This window comes from Dermacoccus sp. CCH2-D9 (genome assembly GCF_001556795.1).
Lineage (GTDB): Bacteria > Actinomycetota > Actinomycetes > Actinomycetales > Dermatophilaceae > Dermacoccus > Dermacoccus nishinomiyaensis.
In genome coordinates, this window is the sequence record NZ_LSJT01000094.1 from 42821 (window position 1) to 60040 (window position 17220).

A 17220-nucleotide genomic window follows, 5' to 3' on the forward strand; every position below is an offset into this window, starting at 1 on the left:
GCATGCAAGGTCTTGGTCTGCACCAGCCGGGTCTGAAGCACGACCCGCAGTGGTTCCGTAAGGCCGTGTTCTACGAAGTCCTCGTGCGCGGTTTCAGCGACTCGACGGGCAACGGATCCGGCGACTTCTCGGGCCTCATGGCCCGACTCGACTACCTGCAGTGGCTTGGCGTCGACTGCCTGTGGCTGCCGCCGTTCTACGCCTCGCCGCTGCGCGACGGTGGATACGACATCGCCGACTACAAGCAGGTGCTGCCCGATTTCGGCACGCTGCCCGAGTTCCAGGAGCTCGTCGCGCAGGCGCATGCGCGCGGCATCCGCGTCATCACCGACTTCGTCATGAACCACACGAGCGACCAGCACGCGTGGTTCCAGGCGAGCCGAGAGGACCCGGAAGGCCCGTACGGCGACTACTACGTCTGGTCCGACACGGACGAGAAGTACGAGGACGCGCGCATCATCTTCGTCGACACCGAGGAGTCGAACTGGACCTTCGACCCGGTGCGTCGTCAGTTCTTCTGGCACCGCTTCTTCTCCCACCAGCCGGACCTCAACTTCGAGAACCCGGCCGTGCAGGAGGAGATGTTCGACATCGTTCGGTACTGGATGGACATGGGCATCGACGGCTTCCGCCTCGACGCCGTGCCGTACCTGTTCGAGGAGGAGGGGCACAACGGCGAGAACCACCCGAAGACGCACGAGTTCCTCGTCGAACTGCGCCGGATGGTCGACGAGGAGTACCCCGGCCGCGTCCTGCTCGCCGAGGCCAACCAGATGCCGCACGAGGTCGTCGACTACTTCGGCACCGAGGAAGAACCGGAATGCCACATGTGCTTCCACTTCCCCGTCATGCCGCGCATCTACTACTCGCTGCGCGAGGAGAAGGCGACGCCCATCATCGACGTCCTCGCCGAAACGCCCCCGATCCCCAAGGGCACCCAGTGGGGCACCTTCCTGCGCAACCACGACGAGCTGACGCTCGAGATGGTGACGCCGGAGGAGCGCGCCGCGATGTACGGCTGGTACTCCCCCGATCCGCGCATGCGCGCCAACGTCGGTATCCGTCGTCGCCTCGCGCCGCTGCTCGACAACAGTCGCGCCGAGATCGAGCTGATCAACGCCCTGCTGCTGTCGCTGCCCGGCTCGCCGTGCCTGTACTACGGCGACGAGATCGGCATGGGCGACAACATCTGGCTCGACGACCGTGACGCTGTGCGCACGCCGATGCAGTGGACGCCGGATCGCAACGCCGGTTTTTCGACGGCCGACCCGGGCAAGTTGTACCTGCCGGTCATCCAGAGCCTCGTGTACCACCACAACAACGTCAACGTCGAGGCGCAGATGGCCTCGAGCGCGTCGTTGCTGCACTGGACGCGCGGCATGCTCTCGGTGCGTTCGCGCTACCCCGCGTTCGGCATGGGCGACTTCGTCGTCGCCCCGGCCGACAACGACGCCGTCCTCGCGTTCACGCGCTCGATGTCGGACGAGGACGCGAAGGCCGAGAACACGACGACGAAGCACCTGCTGTGCATCAACAACCTGAGCTCGCGCCCGCAGGGCGCCCGGGTGCAGGTCGCTGCCAAGTTCGCCGGCGCGAAGCTCACCGACATCTTCGGCGGTCAGGGCTTCGGTCAGATCGGTGAGGACGGCACGGTCACCGTCATGCTCGGTTCGCGCGGCTTCTACTGGCTGGCGATCGAGTCCGACGTCAGCGCCGACGACGCGCTGCCCGCCGCGACCGGTACCCCGGAGGCCAACGCCTCCGAGGTGCTCGACGAGTTCAAGGACGACACCACCTCGGACGCTGAGGGAAAGGACCTCTGATGGTCGCCGAGATCCACTCCGGCGCCACGTTGTCACCCGGCAAGCTCGAACTGCTCACGCCGTGGGTGGCGACGCAGCGCTGGTTCCAGGCCAAGGGCCGTGAGCCGCACCTGCGCAAGGTGAGTGCCTTCCGCTTCGAGGACCCGGCAGGTGAGGTCGGCCTCGAGGTGTTGTTCCTGCGCGATCTCGACGCCGAGCACGAGACCACCTACCAGGTGCCCGTCACCTACCGTGGTGAGCGCGCGCCGGAGCTGGAGCACGCCTTCATCGGCACGATCGAGCACTCCGCGCTCGGCACGCGCTACGTCTACGACGGCCCGCACGACCCGGTGTTCGCCGCCGTCCTGCTCGCGACGATGGCGTCGGGCGGAACGCAGGCCGAGCGCAGCGACGGTGTCGTCGAGATGAGCGTCGCAGGCCGGCCCGGTCCGCAGAGCGCCGATCTCGCCGCGATGCGCAGCGCCACGGTGCTGCGTGGCGAGCAGTCGAACACGTCGATCATCTACACCCTCGACGACGGCGAGCAGCTCATCGCCAAGCTGTTCCGTGTGCTCAACGTCGGCGCCAACCCCGACATCGAGGTGACGGGGGCCCTGACGAGCGCGGGCAACACGCACGTGCCGGCGCTGCTGGCATCTCTCAGTGGTTCGTACACGGAGGGGCGTCACTCTCGCGAGCAGCTCGTCGCGGACCTCGCGTTCGCGCAGGAGTTCCTGCCCGACGTGCGGGACGCCTGGCGTGAGGCCCTCGACGCGGCTCGCGAGAACCGTGACTTCACCGACGGCGCCCGCGAACTCGGTCGTACGACGGCGCAGGTGCACCGCACCCTCGCCGAGGTGCTGCCGAGCGTCGAGGCCGACACCGACCGTGTCGATGCCCTCGTCGACGAGATGCACGAGCGAGCGGCAGCGGCCCTCAACGACGCGCCGCAGCTCGCGGAGCGCGCCACGCAGATCGCCCACCGCATCGACGCCGGGCGCAGCGCGCAGTGGCCGCGCTTCCAGCGCATCCACGGCGACTACCACCTCGGCCAGGTGCTCGACGTACGCGGGCGTGGGTGGGTCCTGCTCGACTTCGAGGGCGAGCCACTGCGTCCGCTCGAGGAGCGCTCGGCACCGGACGTCGCCGTGCGCGACGTCGCGGGCATGCTGCGTTCGTTCGACTACGCCGGTGGCACGATCGAGAACGAGATCGCCGGCGCCGACGGCGACCGCCGCGCGTGGGTCAGCGCCGCTCAGGACGCCTTCCTCGCGGGTTACGAGAGCGAACTCGGCGCCGTCGACCGCGACCTGCTCGACCTGTTCGTGCTCGACAAGGCGCTCTACGAGTGCTCGTACGAGGCCCGCAACCGCCCCGACTGGCTGAGCATCCCCGCCGACGCCGTCGGCCGCATCCTCACCACCTCCACCGACTCGTCCGCGACCCACGGCGAGGCGCCCACGATGACGCCCGCCGACGAGGACGACGCCGCGCCCACCGGCGCCGCGGGAAGGAGCACCATGACCTCCGATGACAGCACGACGCCCACTCCTGCCTCGATGCGCCCGTCCGACACGAACGGCGCTCCCCTCGTCTCGACGCAGGATGCCGACGCTTCCGGCGCCGCTCCGCTCGTAGCGCCGCAGGGCGCACCCGCGACGGGTGACACGACCGTCGCGGCTGCGGGAGACAAGCCCGAGGCGGCCGCGAGCGACGCGGGTTCTGGCGGTGGCCTGAGCGCCGCCGGTGAGACGAGCAACGCTTCGACCACCGACGCGAGCGCCCTCGGCGCCGCCTCGCCCGCCGTCACGCCGTCGCGCGTCGAGGTGAGCGAACTCGACGCCGTCGTCGCCGGTGAGCACCGTGACCCGCACCGTGTGCTCGGCGCGCATGTCGAGAACGGCGTCATCACGTTCCGCGTCGTGCGCCCGATGGCGCGTGGCGTCGTCATCGACATGGGCGAGACTGTGCTCGAGCTCACGCACGAGCACGACGGCATCTGGGCCGGCGCGATTGCGGGTGAGTACATGCCCGACTACCGCGTCATCACGACGTATGACGACCGCAGCGAGCACCGCGGCGACGACCCGTACCGCTTCATGCCGACCCTCGGCGAGATCGACCTCCACCTCATCGGCGAGGGGCGCCACGAAGAGCTGTGGAACGTCCTCGGCGCCCACGTGCGCACCTACCCGAGCATCAAGGGTGACGTCACGGGCACCGCGTTCGCCGTCTGGGCGCCCAATGCCAAGGCCGTGCGCGTCGTCGGCGACTTCAACCACTGGGACGGTGTCGGCCACGGCATGCGCACGCTCGGGGAGTCGGGCGTGTGGGAGCTGTTCGTCCCCGACGTGCGCGAGGGCACCGCGTACAAGTTCGAGATCCTGTGCAGCGACGGCGTGCGTCGCGCGAAGGCCGACCCGATGGCGCGCCTCGCGGAGACGGCGCCCGCGACGGCGTCGAAGGTGACGAGCTCGCACTACGAGTGGAACGACGACGCGTGGATGACGAAGCGCGCCGAGACGAACGCGCACCACGGCCCGATGTCGACGTACGAGGTGCACCTCGGTTCGTGGCGTCAGGGGCTCAGCTACCGCGAGATGGCCGAGCACCTCGTCAACTACGTCAAGGATCTGGGCTTCACGCACGTCGAGTTCATGCCCGTGATGGAGCACCCGTACCCGCCGAGCTGGGGCTATCACGTCACGAGCTACTACGCGCCGAACAGCCGCTTCGGCGACCCGGACGACTTCAAGTTCCTCGTCGACCGCCTCCATCAGGAGGGCATCGGCGTCATCCTCGACTGGGTTCCCGGCCACTTCGCCACCGACGAGTGGGCGCTCGCCCGTTTCGACGGCCAGGCGCTCTACGAGCACCCGGACCCGCGCAAGGGCTGGCACCCCGAGTGGGGTTCGAACATCTTCGACTACGGCCGCCCGCAGGTGCGCAACTTCCTCGTCGCCAACGCGCTGTACTGGCTCGAGGAGTTCCACGCCGACGGTCTGCGCGTCGACGGTGTCGCCTCGATGCTGTACCTCAACTACGCCCGCAAGGACGGCGAATGGGTGCCGAACAAGTTCGGCGGCCAGGAGAACCTCGAAGCCGTGCAGCTGCTGCAGGAGACGAACGCGACGGCGTACAAGCGCACGCCGGGTGCCGTCATCATCGCCGAGGAGTCGACGTCGTGGCCGGGCATCACCCGCTCGACGGACACCGGCGGCCTGGGCTTCGGGCTCAAGTGGAACATGGGCTGGATGCACGACTCGCTCGACTACGTCGCACGTGAGCCGATCTACCGTCAGCATCATCACCACGACCTGACGTTCGCGCTCGTCTACGCGTTCAGCGAGCAGTTCGTGCTGCCCGTCAGCCACGACGAGGTCGTTCACGGCAAGGGCAGCCTGCTGCGCAAGATGCCCGGTGATCGCTGGCAGCAGCTCGCCAACGTGCGCGCCTACCTCGCGTACATGTGGGCCCACCCCGGCAAGCAGCTGCTCTTCATGGGTTCGGAGTTCGCGCAGGAGGCCGAGTGGGCCGACGGTCGCAGCCTCGATTGGTGGTTGCTCGACCAGCCCGCGCACTACGGCGTGCACGCGATGATGAAGGACCTCAACCGCGCCTACCGCGAGCGCCCGGCCCTGTGGGCTCTCGACCACTCGGAGGAGGGCTTCTCGTGGATCAACGCCGACGACGCGGGCCGCAACGCCTACACGTGGCTGCGATTCGCGCCCGCCGAAGCTGACGGGTACCGCCCCGTCGTCGCGATCGCCGCGAACTTCGCCGGCAACCCGCACCACGGCGTCCGCGTGGGCCTTCCCCACCTTGGTACGTGGAACGAGATCGTCAACACCGACGCCGAGGCGTACGGCGGCTCGGGCGTCGGTAACCTGGGTTCGGTCGAGGCCGAGGAGATCCCCTGGGACGGTCAGCCGTACTCGGCCGAGATCACGATGCCGCCGCTCGGTGTCGTGTGGTTCGAGCCGGCGACGCGCCCCGACATGACGCAGGTGGCTGCGCACACCGCTACCGAGCAGGCCGGTGGCGCCGATTCATCGTCCACCGCAACGGCACGACAGGAGAACACGATGAGCGACCAGAACGCAGCGACGAGTTCGTCCGACAAGCAGCCGTCCGAGGCCCTCATCGCGGGCGCGCCGCTCGAGGACGCCGCAGGCAACCCGGGCGCACTCGATCAGCCGCTCGACGGTTCGCGAGGCGGCGCGCAGGCCGAGGACGCTCAGGGAGCGGCCGGCGACCAGCAGGCGCGCTCGCGCACCGGCATCCCGGCGACGCACCCCGTCGACCACGCGGACGAGGGTGGTTTCGACGTCGAGCAGACCGAGTCGAAGGCGCACGAGCGTGCCTTCACGCCGGCCGGCGAGGACGAGACGGGTGACGAGCCCGTCGAGCACCTCAAGGGCATCACCGGCACGCCCGGTGGCGGCCTCGACGAGGACGTCGAGGGTGGCCGCTGGGGCGCCGACGACGAGGCTCGCGACGCCGCCGACCAGACGCGTCAGCGCGACTGACGACCCGCTCGATCGAGCGCATGAGGCCGGCCGTACCCGCCAGGGGTGCCGCCGGCCTCGTCACGTCTGCCCCGCCTCGCTCGAGGCATCGGTTCGGGCGTTTACGTCGCCGCTCAAAGAGGGCAGGATGAAGGTATGAGCAACCGCGCGGGCCAGTTGGCCGAACCTCGTGACCTGATCGACGTCCCCCACCTCGTCACGGCGTACTACACGCTGACGCCCGACCCTGAGAACGTCGACCAGCAGGTGGCGTTCGGCACGTCGGGGCACCGCGGTTCGAGCCTCAAGACCGCGTTCAACGAGGCGCACATCCTCGCCACGACGCAGGCGATCGTCGACTACCGCCGCTCGCAGGGCTTCGACGGGCCGTTGTTCCTCGGCCGCGACACCCACGCCTTGTCCGAGCCCGCATGGGCGAGCGCCATCGAGGTGCTAGTCGCCAATGACGTCACCGTCCTTATCGACGAGCGTGACGGTTACACGCCGACGCCCGCCGTCAGCCACGCCATACTGCGCGCGAACAAGGGCAAGGATCTGACGAACGGCTCGGGTCTCGCGGACGGCATCGTCGTCACGCCCTCGCACAACCCGCCCGCCGACGGCGGGTTCAAGTACAACCCGCCGCACGGTGGCCCGGCCGACTCGGACGCGACGAAGGTCATCGCCGCCGCGGCGAACGAGCACATCCGTGACGGGCTCAAGCGCGTCAAGCGCGTGCCGCTGACGCAGGCGATGGGCAAGGTCCAGCGCTACGACTTCCTCGGTACGTACGTCGACGACCTTACGAACGTCGTCGATCTCGACGCGATCAAGCGCGCCGGCGTGCGCATCGGCGCCGACCCGCTCGGCGGCGCGGCCGTCGCGTACTGGGGTGAGATCGCGGAGCGTCACGCGCTCGACCTCACCGTCGTCAACCCGCTCGTCGACCCGACGTGGCGCTTCATGACGCTCGACTGGGACGAGAAGATCCGCATGGACTGCTCCTCCCCCAACGCGATGGCGTCGCTCATCGGCGAGCGCGACAAGTACGACATCGCGACGGGCAACGACGCCGATTCGGACCGTCACGGCATCGTCACGCCCGACGCGGGGCTCATGAACCCCAACCACTTCCTGTCGGTCGCGATCCAGTACCTCTACGGTGGCGCGCGCCCTCAGTGGCGCCAGGACGGGTTCATCGGCAAGACGCTCGTCAGCAGTTCGATGATCGACCGCGTCGCCGACGACCTCGGCCGCACGCTCGTCGAGGTGCCCGTCGGGTTCAAGTGGTTCGTGCCGGGCCTGCTCGACGGTTCGGGCCCGTTCGGCGGTGAGGAGTCGGCGGGCGCGTCGTTCTGCCGCTTCGACGGCTCCGTCTGGACGACGGACAAGGACGGCATCCTGCTCGCGCTGCTCGCCTCGGAGATCAAGGCGACGAAGGGCAAGTCGCCGTCGCAGCTCTATGGCGAGCTGACGGCGAAGCACGGCGAACCCGCCTACGCGCGCGTCGACGCCCCCGCCACGCGCGAGGAGAAGGCCAAGCTCGGTGCACTGACGCCCGAGGCCGTCACGGCGGACACGCTGGCCGGCGAGCCCATCATCGCCAAGCTCACGGAAGCGCCCGGGAACGGCGCGAAAATCGGCGGCCTCAAGGTCGTCACTGATTCGGCCTGGTTCGCCGCGCGCCCGTCGGGGACCGAGGACGTCTACAAGATCTACGCCGAGTCGTTCCAGGGCCCCGAGCACCTTGCACAGGTGCAGGCTGAGGCGAAGGACGTCGTCGCGGCAGCCCTGGGCAACTGAGGCTCCGTTCCGTCACAACACGAACGAAGGGCTCGCTCTAGGTGGAGCGAGCCCTTCGCGTCCGTCACCCACCGCCGACAGCAGGGCGGCTACGTGCCTGCGTGCAAGTGCACCCGGGGCACTTGCACGCAAGGGGTCAGTGCGTCGTTGCCAGACGTCGCCCGGCCCGCCGGGGCTGTCAGTACAGCGCCGACATCAGCGCCGTGCGTGCCTTCTTGACGCGCGGGTCGGTGGCGCCGACGACGTCGAACAGCCCGATGAGGTGCTCGCGCGCGGCGTTGCGCTCGTCGCCGGAGGTCGCCTTGACGACGTCGACGAGACGCGCGAACGCGTCTTCGACGTGGCCACCGAGGACATCGAGGTCGGCGACCTGCGTCTGCGCGGTGACGTCGGCCGGGTTCTTCGCGGCGGCGTCACGTGCAGCCTGGAGGTCGACGCCTTGCGTGCGCTGCATGAGCTTGACCTGGCCGAGGGCGAGACGCGCCTCCTCGTCCTTCGGGTTCTCCGTCAGTGCCTGCTCGAACGCGGCGATGGCGCCGTCGTAGTCGCCCTTGTCGATCGACTCGTACGCGAGCTGGTGCAGCGGCGGCAGCTCGGGCTCGGCCTGCTCGCCGCCCTCAGCGCCGGCCTGGCCCGTTGCGTTCGGGTCGTAGTTCGCCACGCGGCCCGCAAGACCGTTCTGCACAGCGATCTGGACGATCTGGTCGACGAGCTCGCGCGTCTGCGCGTCTTCGACGACAGGCGGAATCGGGATCGGCTGGCCCTGGACGAAGGCCGCCGCGAGAATCTGCCCCGGCTGGCCCTGCTGCGCGGCCTGCTGCGAAAGCTGAGCGAAGACCTGACCGATCTCGGGCGCGGTGTCGAGGTCGGCGACGCCCATGAGGACGCGCCCTTCTTGCGCGCGCACCGCGCGCGCGAGCGAAGCGACGGGCGCCAGGGACGCCGGCTGCGAACCCGCCCAGATCGCGATGATGACGGGGTGCTGCACCGACTGCTGCACGAGGCCCTGGAAGTTCTCGGCTGTCACGTCGACGACAAGACCGTCGTGACGGAACGTCTCGGCGATGACGGCGTCGTCGGCGCCCTGCGGCATGGGGGGCTGCCCGGGATTCGCAGCGCTCGGCGCGTTTGCCGGCGCCGCAGCGCCGGCGCTGCCGGTCGGTGCGCCAGCGGCCGATGCGGGGCGCCCGGCAGGAGCGCCGCCCTGCGGCTTCTTGAGCGAGGACAGGTCAACGGCACCGCGCAGCGACGCGGCGTTCAACGGCTGATTCGACATGCCCTCATTGTTGCAGGGCGCACCGGGGCGGGCGACGCATGATCGCGCACAGCGAACACCTGGCCACACGTGGCGAGGCGCGTCCCTCGGGTCGGACCGTCACTCCGCGGCGGGTCCTCGCGCCCGGGCCGTCAGCCCCGCGGGCGCACCATCCGCAGGTCGTACGAACCCGAGGTGTCGTCCTTGCCGACGCCGTCGAGTTGGAACCCGTGCTTGCGGTAGAAAGCCTGCGCACGCTCGTTGCCGTCGACGACCCAGAGGTAGGCCTCTTGGTCGCCGAGTTCGCGTGTCATGAGTTCGTGCGCGAGGCCCGTGCCGTGGTGCGCCGTGTCGAGATTGAGCACCTGCAGTTCGACGTCCGCGGGCGCGTCGTCGTCGCGGGCCTTGCCGATGCAGATCCACCCGACGAGCGCACCGCTCGAGCGGTCGAATGCCCCGACGACCCGAGGCGCCTCGGCGGAGGTCAACCACGCGCGCCAGCGCTTCGCACCGTCGACGGGATCGAGCCCGTCGAGCTTCTCCTGCGGGATGAGCCCGGTGTAGGTGTCGCGCCAGATCGTGACGTGGAGCTGGGCGAGCTCGTCGGCGTCATCGCTTGTCAGGCCACGGATCTCGTAGCGCTCGTCGATGGTCATGTCGACGTCCTCTCTCGTGGTCATTATCCGCGCCCGGCGAGGCCCGGGCGTCAGTTCGACTCGGCGAGCCGGGCTTCGACGCGCTCGACCTTCGCGTCGAGCTGGCCGGTGTAGCCCGGGCGGATGTCGGCCTTCAGCACGAGCGAGACGCGCGGGGACGCGACTTGGACGGCCTCGCAGGCGCGCTTGATGACGTCCATGCACTCGTCCCACTCCCCCTCGAGGGTCGTGAACATCGAGTCGGTTCGGTTCGAGATGCCCGACTGACGCACGACGCGGATGGCTGCGGCCACCGCCTCGCTGACGGAACCGTCCGGGTCGTCGGTCGTCGACGGTGCGACGGAGAAAGCGACGAGCATGATGATCTCCTCGAAGGTGATGGGAACGATGCAGTCAGGTTCGCACGTCGGCCACCCCGCGCGGCGTGCGACGAGCGTCGCGTCTTGGGCCCGGCAGGATCAGCTCGCGCAGGCGTCCGGGTCGCAGGTCCCCGTCACGACGGCCTCGAGCCAGTGGTGAACGAGCGTCACGGCCCCCGCGCCCTCACCCGACGCCGCGGCGACGCGCTTCATCGACCCGGCGCGGATGTCGCCTGCGGCGAACACGCCAGGCACGCTCGTCGCGAGCGCTTCCGGGGGCAGCCCGTCACGCCAGAACTCCTGCGGCACGTCACGACCGGTGAGCACGAAACCCTTGGCGTCACGCGCCACGGTGCCGTCGAGCCAGTCGACGCACGGGTGCGCGCCGAGCAGGAGGAACAGCCCGCAGGCGGGAACCGTCAGCTCCTGGTCCTTCTCGTTGAAGCGGATCGTCACGTGCTGCAGCCGATCGGTGCCGCTCGCCCCGACGATCTCCGCATTCGTCTTGACGACGATTCGCGGGTTCGCCTCGATCTCGCGGATGAGGTAATCCGACATCGTCTCCGCGAGCCCGTCGCGACGCACGACGATGCTGACGGAGCGCGCGAAGCGTGAGAGGTGGATGGCGGCCTGGCCCGCCGAGTTGCCGCCGCCGACGACGAGGACGTGCCCGCCTTCGCACTCGCGGGCAGCCGACGACGCCGCGCCGTAGTACACGCCGCGTCCGACGAAGCCTTCGACCTCCTCGACGCCCAGGCGACGGTAGGCCACGCCCGTCGAGATGAGAACGGCGCGGGCGCAGACCGGCCCATCGTCGGTCTCGAGCACGTGCGGTTCGCCGCGATAGCCGGGCGTGAAACCGGTGACCTCGGTGGCCGAGTAGATGCCCGCGCCGAACCGAGTGGCCTGGAACCGTGCGCGCTGCGCGAGGCGCATGCCCGAGATGCCGCGGGGAAAGCCCAGATAGTTGCGGATCATCGCGCTCGTGCCGGCCTGCCCGCCCACGGCGTCGGCCTCGATGACGGCTGTGCTCAGCCCCTCGCTCGCGCCGTACACCGCGGCAGCGAGACCGGCTGGGCCCGCACCGACGATCGCAAGGTCGACGACGTGGCCCTCACCCAACTCGTCGACGGTGGCGCCGAAGGCGCGCCCGAGCACACGGACGTCCGGGTTGGCGTGTACCTCGCGCTCGGCGATGCGCACGAGCGGATAGGCGATCTCGATGCCCTGCGAACGCGCCATCTCGAGCGTCTTGGCTGCGTGCGGAGCCTCCGGCGGCCAGACCCCCGTCGGGATGCCCTGGCGATCGAGGAAGTCGCGCAGCACCCCGACGTTGGGGTCGCCTGGGGGCGCCACGATGTTGACGAGCTCGATCTCGGGGCCACCCGCCGACCACCCCCAGTCCGAGAGCAGCTCGGTGACGGCGGTGTGAAACTCCTCGTCGCGCGGGCCGCTCGGCAGCAGGAGCGCGGCCTCGATCTGGCCGCTGATCTGCGCAACGCGCTGCTCCTCGACCGCCCACGGTTCGCTGCGCAGGCGCACCATGACCCGCTTGGCCGCCGGCATGACGGCATGCAGGCACTGCAGCGTGACGAGGCCCGTCGCGTCGCCCACCTGCGTCGTCGCGGCGAACATCGCGACCGGGAGGCCGCGCGCGTTGAGGCCCTGCGCCATCGTCATCGATTCGCTGAGCGTCGTGGCGAGTTGCAGGTCGTAGTCGGCAGCGTAGCGGTGGTCGAATTCTTCCCGCATCTCTTCGGCGTGCTCAGCGGCCGCGATGAGCATGATGACGGGCGTAGGAGGCTTCATGCTCCGAGTGTAGGCACCGGCGCCGACAACCCCGATATTCCGCGGAATCAGAGCTGATACCGGCCGTCGCCGCACGTCAGAACTCGCTCTGGCGACGCCTCGCCGCCATGGGCTCTCGCGCGGTTTCGGGACGCGCATCGAGCCCCTCACCCTCAACCCGCGACGGCCTGCGCCGCGGCGTAGGGGTCCAGAACCCCTCGAGCGACAGCCTCAGCGAGATCCTCGAGCTTCACCTCGGCGTTGGGGCGTTCCCAGCGCTCACGCAGTCGCCGCACCGCGAGCTCTTCGATCTCGCCCGCGGCCCGACGTCGGCGGCGCAGGCTCAGCTCGTCGTGCTCGCTCAGCCACGCTCGGTGGGTCGCGATGGCGTCGATGACGTCCGTCGCCCCTTCGCCGCGTTCTGCGACCGTCGTGACGATCGGTGGGCGCCACTGCCCCGGCTCCCCCGTCTGGCCGAGCGAGATCATGGCGCGCAGGTCGCGCACGGTCGCCGCCGCGCCGTCGTGATCGGCCTTGTTGACGACGAAGACGTCAGCGATCTCGAGGACCCCGGCCTTCGCGGCCTGGATGGAATCTCCGGCCCCGGGCGCGAGCAGGACGATCGTCGTGTCGGCGAGCGAGGCGATGTGCACCTCCGACTGGCCGACGCCCACCGTCTCGACGAGCACGATGTCGAAGCCGGCAGCGTCGAGCAGCCGCAGTGCAGCGGGCGCCGCCGCCGACAGCCCGCCGAGGTGGCCGCGGGTCGCCATCGAGCGGACGAACACCCCGGAATCACCCGAGTGACCGACCATGCGGATGCGGTCGCCGAGCAGCGCGCCACCGGAGAACGGCGACGAGGGGTCGACCGCGAGCACCGCGACGCTGAGGCCCTGCGCGCGATAGGCCGCGACGAGTGCGTCCGTCGACGTCGACTTGCCGACGCCGGGCGGCCCCGTCAGACCGATGATCTGGGCGTGGCCCGTGAACTGGGCGATGGCTACACCCAGTTCCGGCAGCGCCGGGTGGTCGTTCTCGATGGCCGTGAGCAACCGCGCGAGGGCGCGCCGGTCACCGCCACGCATCCGCGTGACGAGTGGGTCGACGACGATCTCACGCGGCATGCTCGGGCCGTGTCCTGGTCAGCGCTCAGGCGTCGACGCGCACGATGAGCGCGTCACCCTGGCCGCCACCGCCGCACAGTGCGGCAGCACCGACGCCACCACCGCGGCGTTTGAGTTCGTGGGCGAGGGTCAGCACGAGACGCGCGCCCGACATGCCGATCGGGTGGCCAATCGCGATGGCGCCGCCGTTGGGGTTGACCTTCTCCGCGTCGAGGCCGAGTTCCTTCGTCGAGGCCAGGCCGACGGCGGCGAACGCCTCGTTGATCTCGACGACGTCGAGGTCGGCCGGCGTGAGGCCCTCCTTCTCGCAGGCCTTCGCGATTGCGCGCGCCGGCTGGCTCTGCAGCGTCGAGTCGGGGCCGGCGACGACGCCGTGCGCGCCGACCTCGGCGATCCAGGTCAGGCCCAGCTCCTGGGCCTTCGTCTTGCTCATGACGACGAGCGCCGCGGCACCGTCGCTGATCTGGGAGGCGGAGCCTGCCGTGATCGTGCCGTCCTTGCTGAAGGCGGGGCGCAGCTTGCCGAGCGACTCGGTCGTCGTGTCGGCGCGGATACCCTCGTCGTTCTTGAACACGACTGGCTCGCCCTTGCGCTGCGGGATCTCGACGGGGATGACCTCGTCGTCGAAGAGGCCCTTCTCCCAGGCCGCGGCGGCCTTCTGGTGAGAGGCGGCCGAGAACGAGTCCTGCTCTTCGCGGCTGAACTCGACGTCGCCGGCGTTGGCCTGCTCGGTGAGGTTGCCCATCGCCTGGTCGGTGAACGCGTCCCACAGTCCGTCGAAGGCCATGTGGTCGCGCATCGTCACGTCGCCGTACTTGTAGCCCTCGCGCGACTTCTCGAGCAGGTGCGGCGCGTTCGTCATCGACTCCTGGCCGCCCGCGACGACGACGTCGAACTCGCCCGCGCGGATCAGCTGGGCCGCGAGCGCCACGGCGTCGAGCCCGGACAGGCAGACCTTGTTGATCGTCAGCGCCGGCACGTCCATCGGGATGCCGCCCTTGACGGCGGCCTGGCGCGCGGGGATCTGGCCGGCGCCGGCCGTCAGCACCTGGCCCATGATGACGTAGTCGACCTGGTCGCCCTTGACGCCGGCCTTCTCGAGCGCACCCTTGATGGCGAGGCCACCGAGGTCGGCACCTGAGAAGCCCTTGAGCGAGCCGAGCAGGCGACCCATCGGGGTGCGCGCTCCGGCGACGATGACGGCGGTGGTGTCGGTCATGGTTCCTCCAGTGAGCGGGCGGGCGTGGGTCACGGTGCCGCACGGCCGCCGGTTCGTGTCGATCGCCCGAGTTAATCGTCGTTAACCCGGCTTCCTCGTCCAAGCAAACCATAGAGTGAGGTCATGACCGGCGAAATCACGCACTTGTTCGAGGCCATCGACCACGTCGGCATCGCCGTGCCCGACCTCGATACCGCCATCCGTTTCTACGAGTCGACGTACGGCATGACGTGCGCGCACACCGAGACGAACGACGAGCAGGGCGTGCGTGAGGCGATGATGACGGTCGGCCCGGCCGATGCCCCGCACAGCCACATCCAGCTGCTCGCGCCGCTGTCGCCGGAGTCGAGCATCGCGAAGTTCCTCGACCGCTCCGGCCCCGGCATGCAGCAGCTCGCCTACCGCGTCCGCGATCTCAACGCCGTGTGCGCGACGCTGCGCGAGCGCGGCATGCGGTTGCTCTACGACGCGCCGAAGATCGGCACCGGCGGCAGCCGCATCAACTTCATCCACCCCAAGGATGCCGGCGGCGTGCTCGTCGAACTCGTCGAGCCGGCGGCTGAAGGACACTGAGGCAGCCCATCGTTTCTACCCCAAGGCTCGGCGTCGTATCAGGAACGTTCGTTTGAGCTACGTCGCGATGGGTGTGCGTAGCTCGTCAGGTGCTGCTGCCCCGGAGGGGTGTGACGTGTTCAGGCGCGCAGCGTCGTCGCCCGACGACCGTGCCCCGCAAAGGCTGCGCCGAGGCAAGCGGCGCGGACAGTGCGCTGGAACGTGCGTATGGGGCAGGACTACCGTTGTGACGGCGACGGACATGGCGCTACGCAGCTTCACACGTCTCGCTTGGCCAGGGCGCCGCAAGAATCTCACGCCCGATGACACGAAGGAAACATGCTGGTGAGCACTCTTTCCACCTCAGACGCCCATCTCGACTCGGGCCGTGATGGACGCCAAGGCCCGAGTCGTAGCGTGACCATCGTGGGGGTAGGCCTGACCCTGGTAATCGTTGTGATCGGGCTGGCGTGGGCCAAGTGGATCCCGTATGACGACAAAGCTCACGCCCTCGCGAAATCGGGTGCGTGGAGTGGCAAGGCCATCTTCGGCGAGGCCGGCCACCCCGGTGACGCGCCAAGCTGGCATGGAGCCCTCGATTTCACCCGCGCCTACGTCAAAGCCGTGTGGAAGGCCGCGCTCGTCGCGATCTTGGTGGCCTCAGCACTCGAAGCATTCATCCCGAAACGGCTCCTGTTGAACGCCATGAACCGCCGCAGCTCATGGGGCCAAGGCCTCAGCGGCGGGCTACTCGCCCTGCCGAGCATGATGTGTACCTGCTGTACCGCGCCGGTGGCAATCGGTTTGCGTCGCCGCGGTGCACCCGCGGGTGCGGTGATGGCGTACTGGCTCGCTAACCCGCTACTCAACCCCGCTGTCCTGCTTTTCCTCGGTCTGACGATGTCCTGGCAAGTGGTCTCCACCCGCGCCGTCGTCGGCGTCGTCGTCGTCCTGGGTGCCGCCTTCATTGCTCAACGTCAAGCACGCGAGGTCGATGCCGACGAACTCATCGACGTCGACCACGACCCGCAGGGCGTCGCTGACATGCCGTGGCGCTTCGCTAAAGCCCTCACGCGTTATGTCGCCATCGTTGTGCCTGAGTACCTGATCCTCGTCGCACTGACCGGTTTGTTCTCCGGGTGGCTGTCCGACTTCACCCACCTAGGGAACGGGTCTGGCCTTCTGGCCTTGCTCCTCGTCGGTGTGGTCGGCGCCCTGCTCGTCATCCCCACCGGTGGGGAGATTCCCGTCGTCGCCGGTTTGAGTGCCGCCGGCGCGAGTCTTGGTGTTGCGGGGGTTCTGCTCATCACCTTGCCGGCGCTCAGCATCCCGTCGCTGGTCATGGTGGCACGCAGCTTCGGCACTCGGACCACCGTGAGCGTCATCGCTTGGGTCATCGCCGGGGGGCTGTTGTCAGCCGCTTTGCTCACCGCCCTCACCTGAGGGCCGCAGGCGGGGTGTAGCAGCCAGGGACGGGATCACTGAGATCAGGGATGCCGATGCGAAAACGGTGGGTTGAGCCACGAGGTCGACCCGATGGTGCAAAAACCTTCGTTTGAGCGACAGCAGGACTTGCGCTCAGACCGGGCGGCGGCGTTTGAGCTGCACGGAAAGAGCTCCGACCTAGGATTGCCGCATGAGCCCCGACCAACTAGACGCCACGGCGCAGGCGTGCCGCGTGCTGATCGAAGACCGCTTCCCTGAAGGGGGGGCACGATGGTGCCGCAGCCATGCTCCTGGCCGACGGCACGATCGTCACAGGTACAGCGCCAAGCGCGGTCAACCCCTCAGTCGAGGTGTGCCACGAAATCGAACCTTACGCAGCGGCATACCGGCTCAATCAGGGAATCAAAGCGTCCATCTGCTTGCACCGACATGAAGATGGACGATTCCTCGTCCTGAGCCCCTGCGGAGTCTGCCGAGAGCGACTCGCCGTTCACGGCCCAGACGTCCTCGTTGCTGTCGCTGACCGTGAGGACGCAACACGGATCATATGGAAGTCACTGCGTGACGTCCTGCCCGACTATTGGATGACGGCCTTCCCCGAAGAACTCTCCGACCGCTGGTAAGTACGCGCTTGCTGTCGGTGCAGAAACGGTGGCGAGTTCAACCGGTCAACGCACCACCACCGATAGGGGATCGTGGGTGTCATGG

At 69.0% G+C, this 17220-nt stretch carries 12 protein-coding genes; 6 read left to right on the forward strand and 6 right to left on the reverse strand.

Annotation, left to right across the window (positions count from 1 at the left end; translation table 11 throughout):
* Window positions 1-2 precede the first annotated feature (2 nt).
* The 3 genes from treS to pgm all read left to right on the forward strand — a co-directional run bounded on the left by treS (window position 3) and on the right by pgm (window position 8113).
* Entirely contained in the window at window positions 3-1823 is a 1821-nt protein-coding gene (treS, locus tag AX669_RS08110) for a maltose alpha-D-glucosyltransferase (protein ID WP_006945942.1), read from the forward strand.
* On the forward strand, window positions 1823-6331 hold the full coding sequence (glgB, locus tag AX669_RS08115) for a 1,4-alpha-glucan branching protein GlgB (RefSeq protein ID WP_062257737.1): 4509 nt from the start codon (window positions 1823-1825) through the stop codon (window positions 6329-6331). Before treS ends, glgB begins: the two co-directional genes overlap by 1 nt.
* Window positions 6332-6466: 135 nt before the next feature.
* Window positions 6467-8113, forward strand: a complete 1647-nt coding sequence (gene pgm, locus AX669_RS08120; RefSeq protein ID WP_062257739.1) for a phosphoglucomutase (alpha-D-glucose-1,6-bisphosphate-dependent) — start codon at window positions 6467-6469, stop codon at window positions 8111-8113.
* A 178-nt stretch (window positions 8114-8291) separates the two neighbouring features.
* Here pgm and AX669_RS08125 read toward each other — a convergent pair whose 3' ends face one another.
* The 6 genes from AX669_RS08125 to AX669_RS08150 all read right to left on the reverse strand — a co-directional run bounded on the left by AX669_RS08125 (window position 8292) and on the right by AX669_RS08150 (window position 14514).
* Window positions 8292-9389, reverse strand: a complete 1098-nt coding sequence (locus AX669_RS08125) for a co-chaperone YbbN (RefSeq protein WP_062257741.1) — start codon at window positions 9387-9389, stop codon at window positions 8292-8294.
* A gap of 131 nt (window positions 9390-9520) precedes the next feature.
* Window positions 9521-10024 carry a GNAT family N-acetyltransferase gene (locus AX669_RS08130; RefSeq protein WP_160126191.1) on the reverse strand — a complete coding sequence of 168 codons (504 nt, stop codon included), beginning with the start codon at window positions 10022-10024 and terminating at the stop codon, window positions 9521-9523.
* A 50-nt stretch (window positions 10025-10074) separates the two neighbouring features.
* Entirely contained in the window at window positions 10075-10383 is a 309-nt protein-coding gene (locus AX669_RS08135) for a thiamine-binding protein (RefSeq protein WP_062257745.1), read from the reverse strand.
* Window positions 10384-10482: 99 nt separating this feature from the next.
* Window positions 10483-12192: an FAD-dependent oxidoreductase gene (locus AX669_RS08140; protein ID WP_006946003.1), complete on the reverse strand. Its 1710-nt coding sequence runs from the start codon at window positions 12190-12192 to the stop codon at window positions 10483-10485.
* A 152-nt stretch (window positions 12193-12344) separates the two neighbouring features.
* Window positions 12345-13295: a methylmalonyl Co-A mutase-associated GTPase MeaB gene (gene meaB / locus AX669_RS08145; RefSeq protein WP_062257747.1), complete on the reverse strand. Its 951-nt coding sequence runs from the start codon at window positions 13293-13295 to the stop codon at window positions 12345-12347.
* 25 nt (window positions 13296-13320) lie between these two features.
* A complete protein-coding gene (locus AX669_RS08150) occupies window positions 13321-14514 on the reverse strand; it encodes an acetyl-CoA C-acetyltransferase (RefSeq protein ID WP_062257749.1) in 1194 nt (397 codons plus the stop codon).
* Window positions 14515-14637: 123 nt separating this feature from the next.
* Here AX669_RS08150 and mce point away from each other — a divergent pair, with 123 nt between their 5' ends.
* The 3 genes from mce (at window position 14638) to AX669_RS13035 (ending at window position 17135) form a co-directional block, all read left to right on the forward strand.
* The gene (mce, locus tag AX669_RS08155; RefSeq protein ID WP_062257751.1) at window positions 14638-15087 is read left to right on the forward strand and encodes a methylmalonyl-CoA epimerase; all 450 of its coding nucleotides are present in this window, start codon (window positions 14638-14640) and stop codon (window positions 15085-15087) included.
* Window positions 15088-15405: 318 nt separating this feature from the next.
* Window positions 15406-16509 (forward strand): permease, encoded by a 1104-nt coding sequence (locus tag AX669_RS08160; protein WP_062257753.1) that lies wholly within the window; start codon window positions 15406-15408, stop codon window positions 16507-16509.
* Between the two features lie 287 nt (window positions 16510-16796).
* Window positions 16797-17135: a cytidine deaminase gene (locus tag AX669_RS13035; protein WP_082740727.1), complete on the forward strand. Its 339-nt coding sequence runs from the start codon at window positions 16797-16799 to the stop codon at window positions 17133-17135.
* Window positions 17136-17220: the final 85 nt, after the last annotated feature.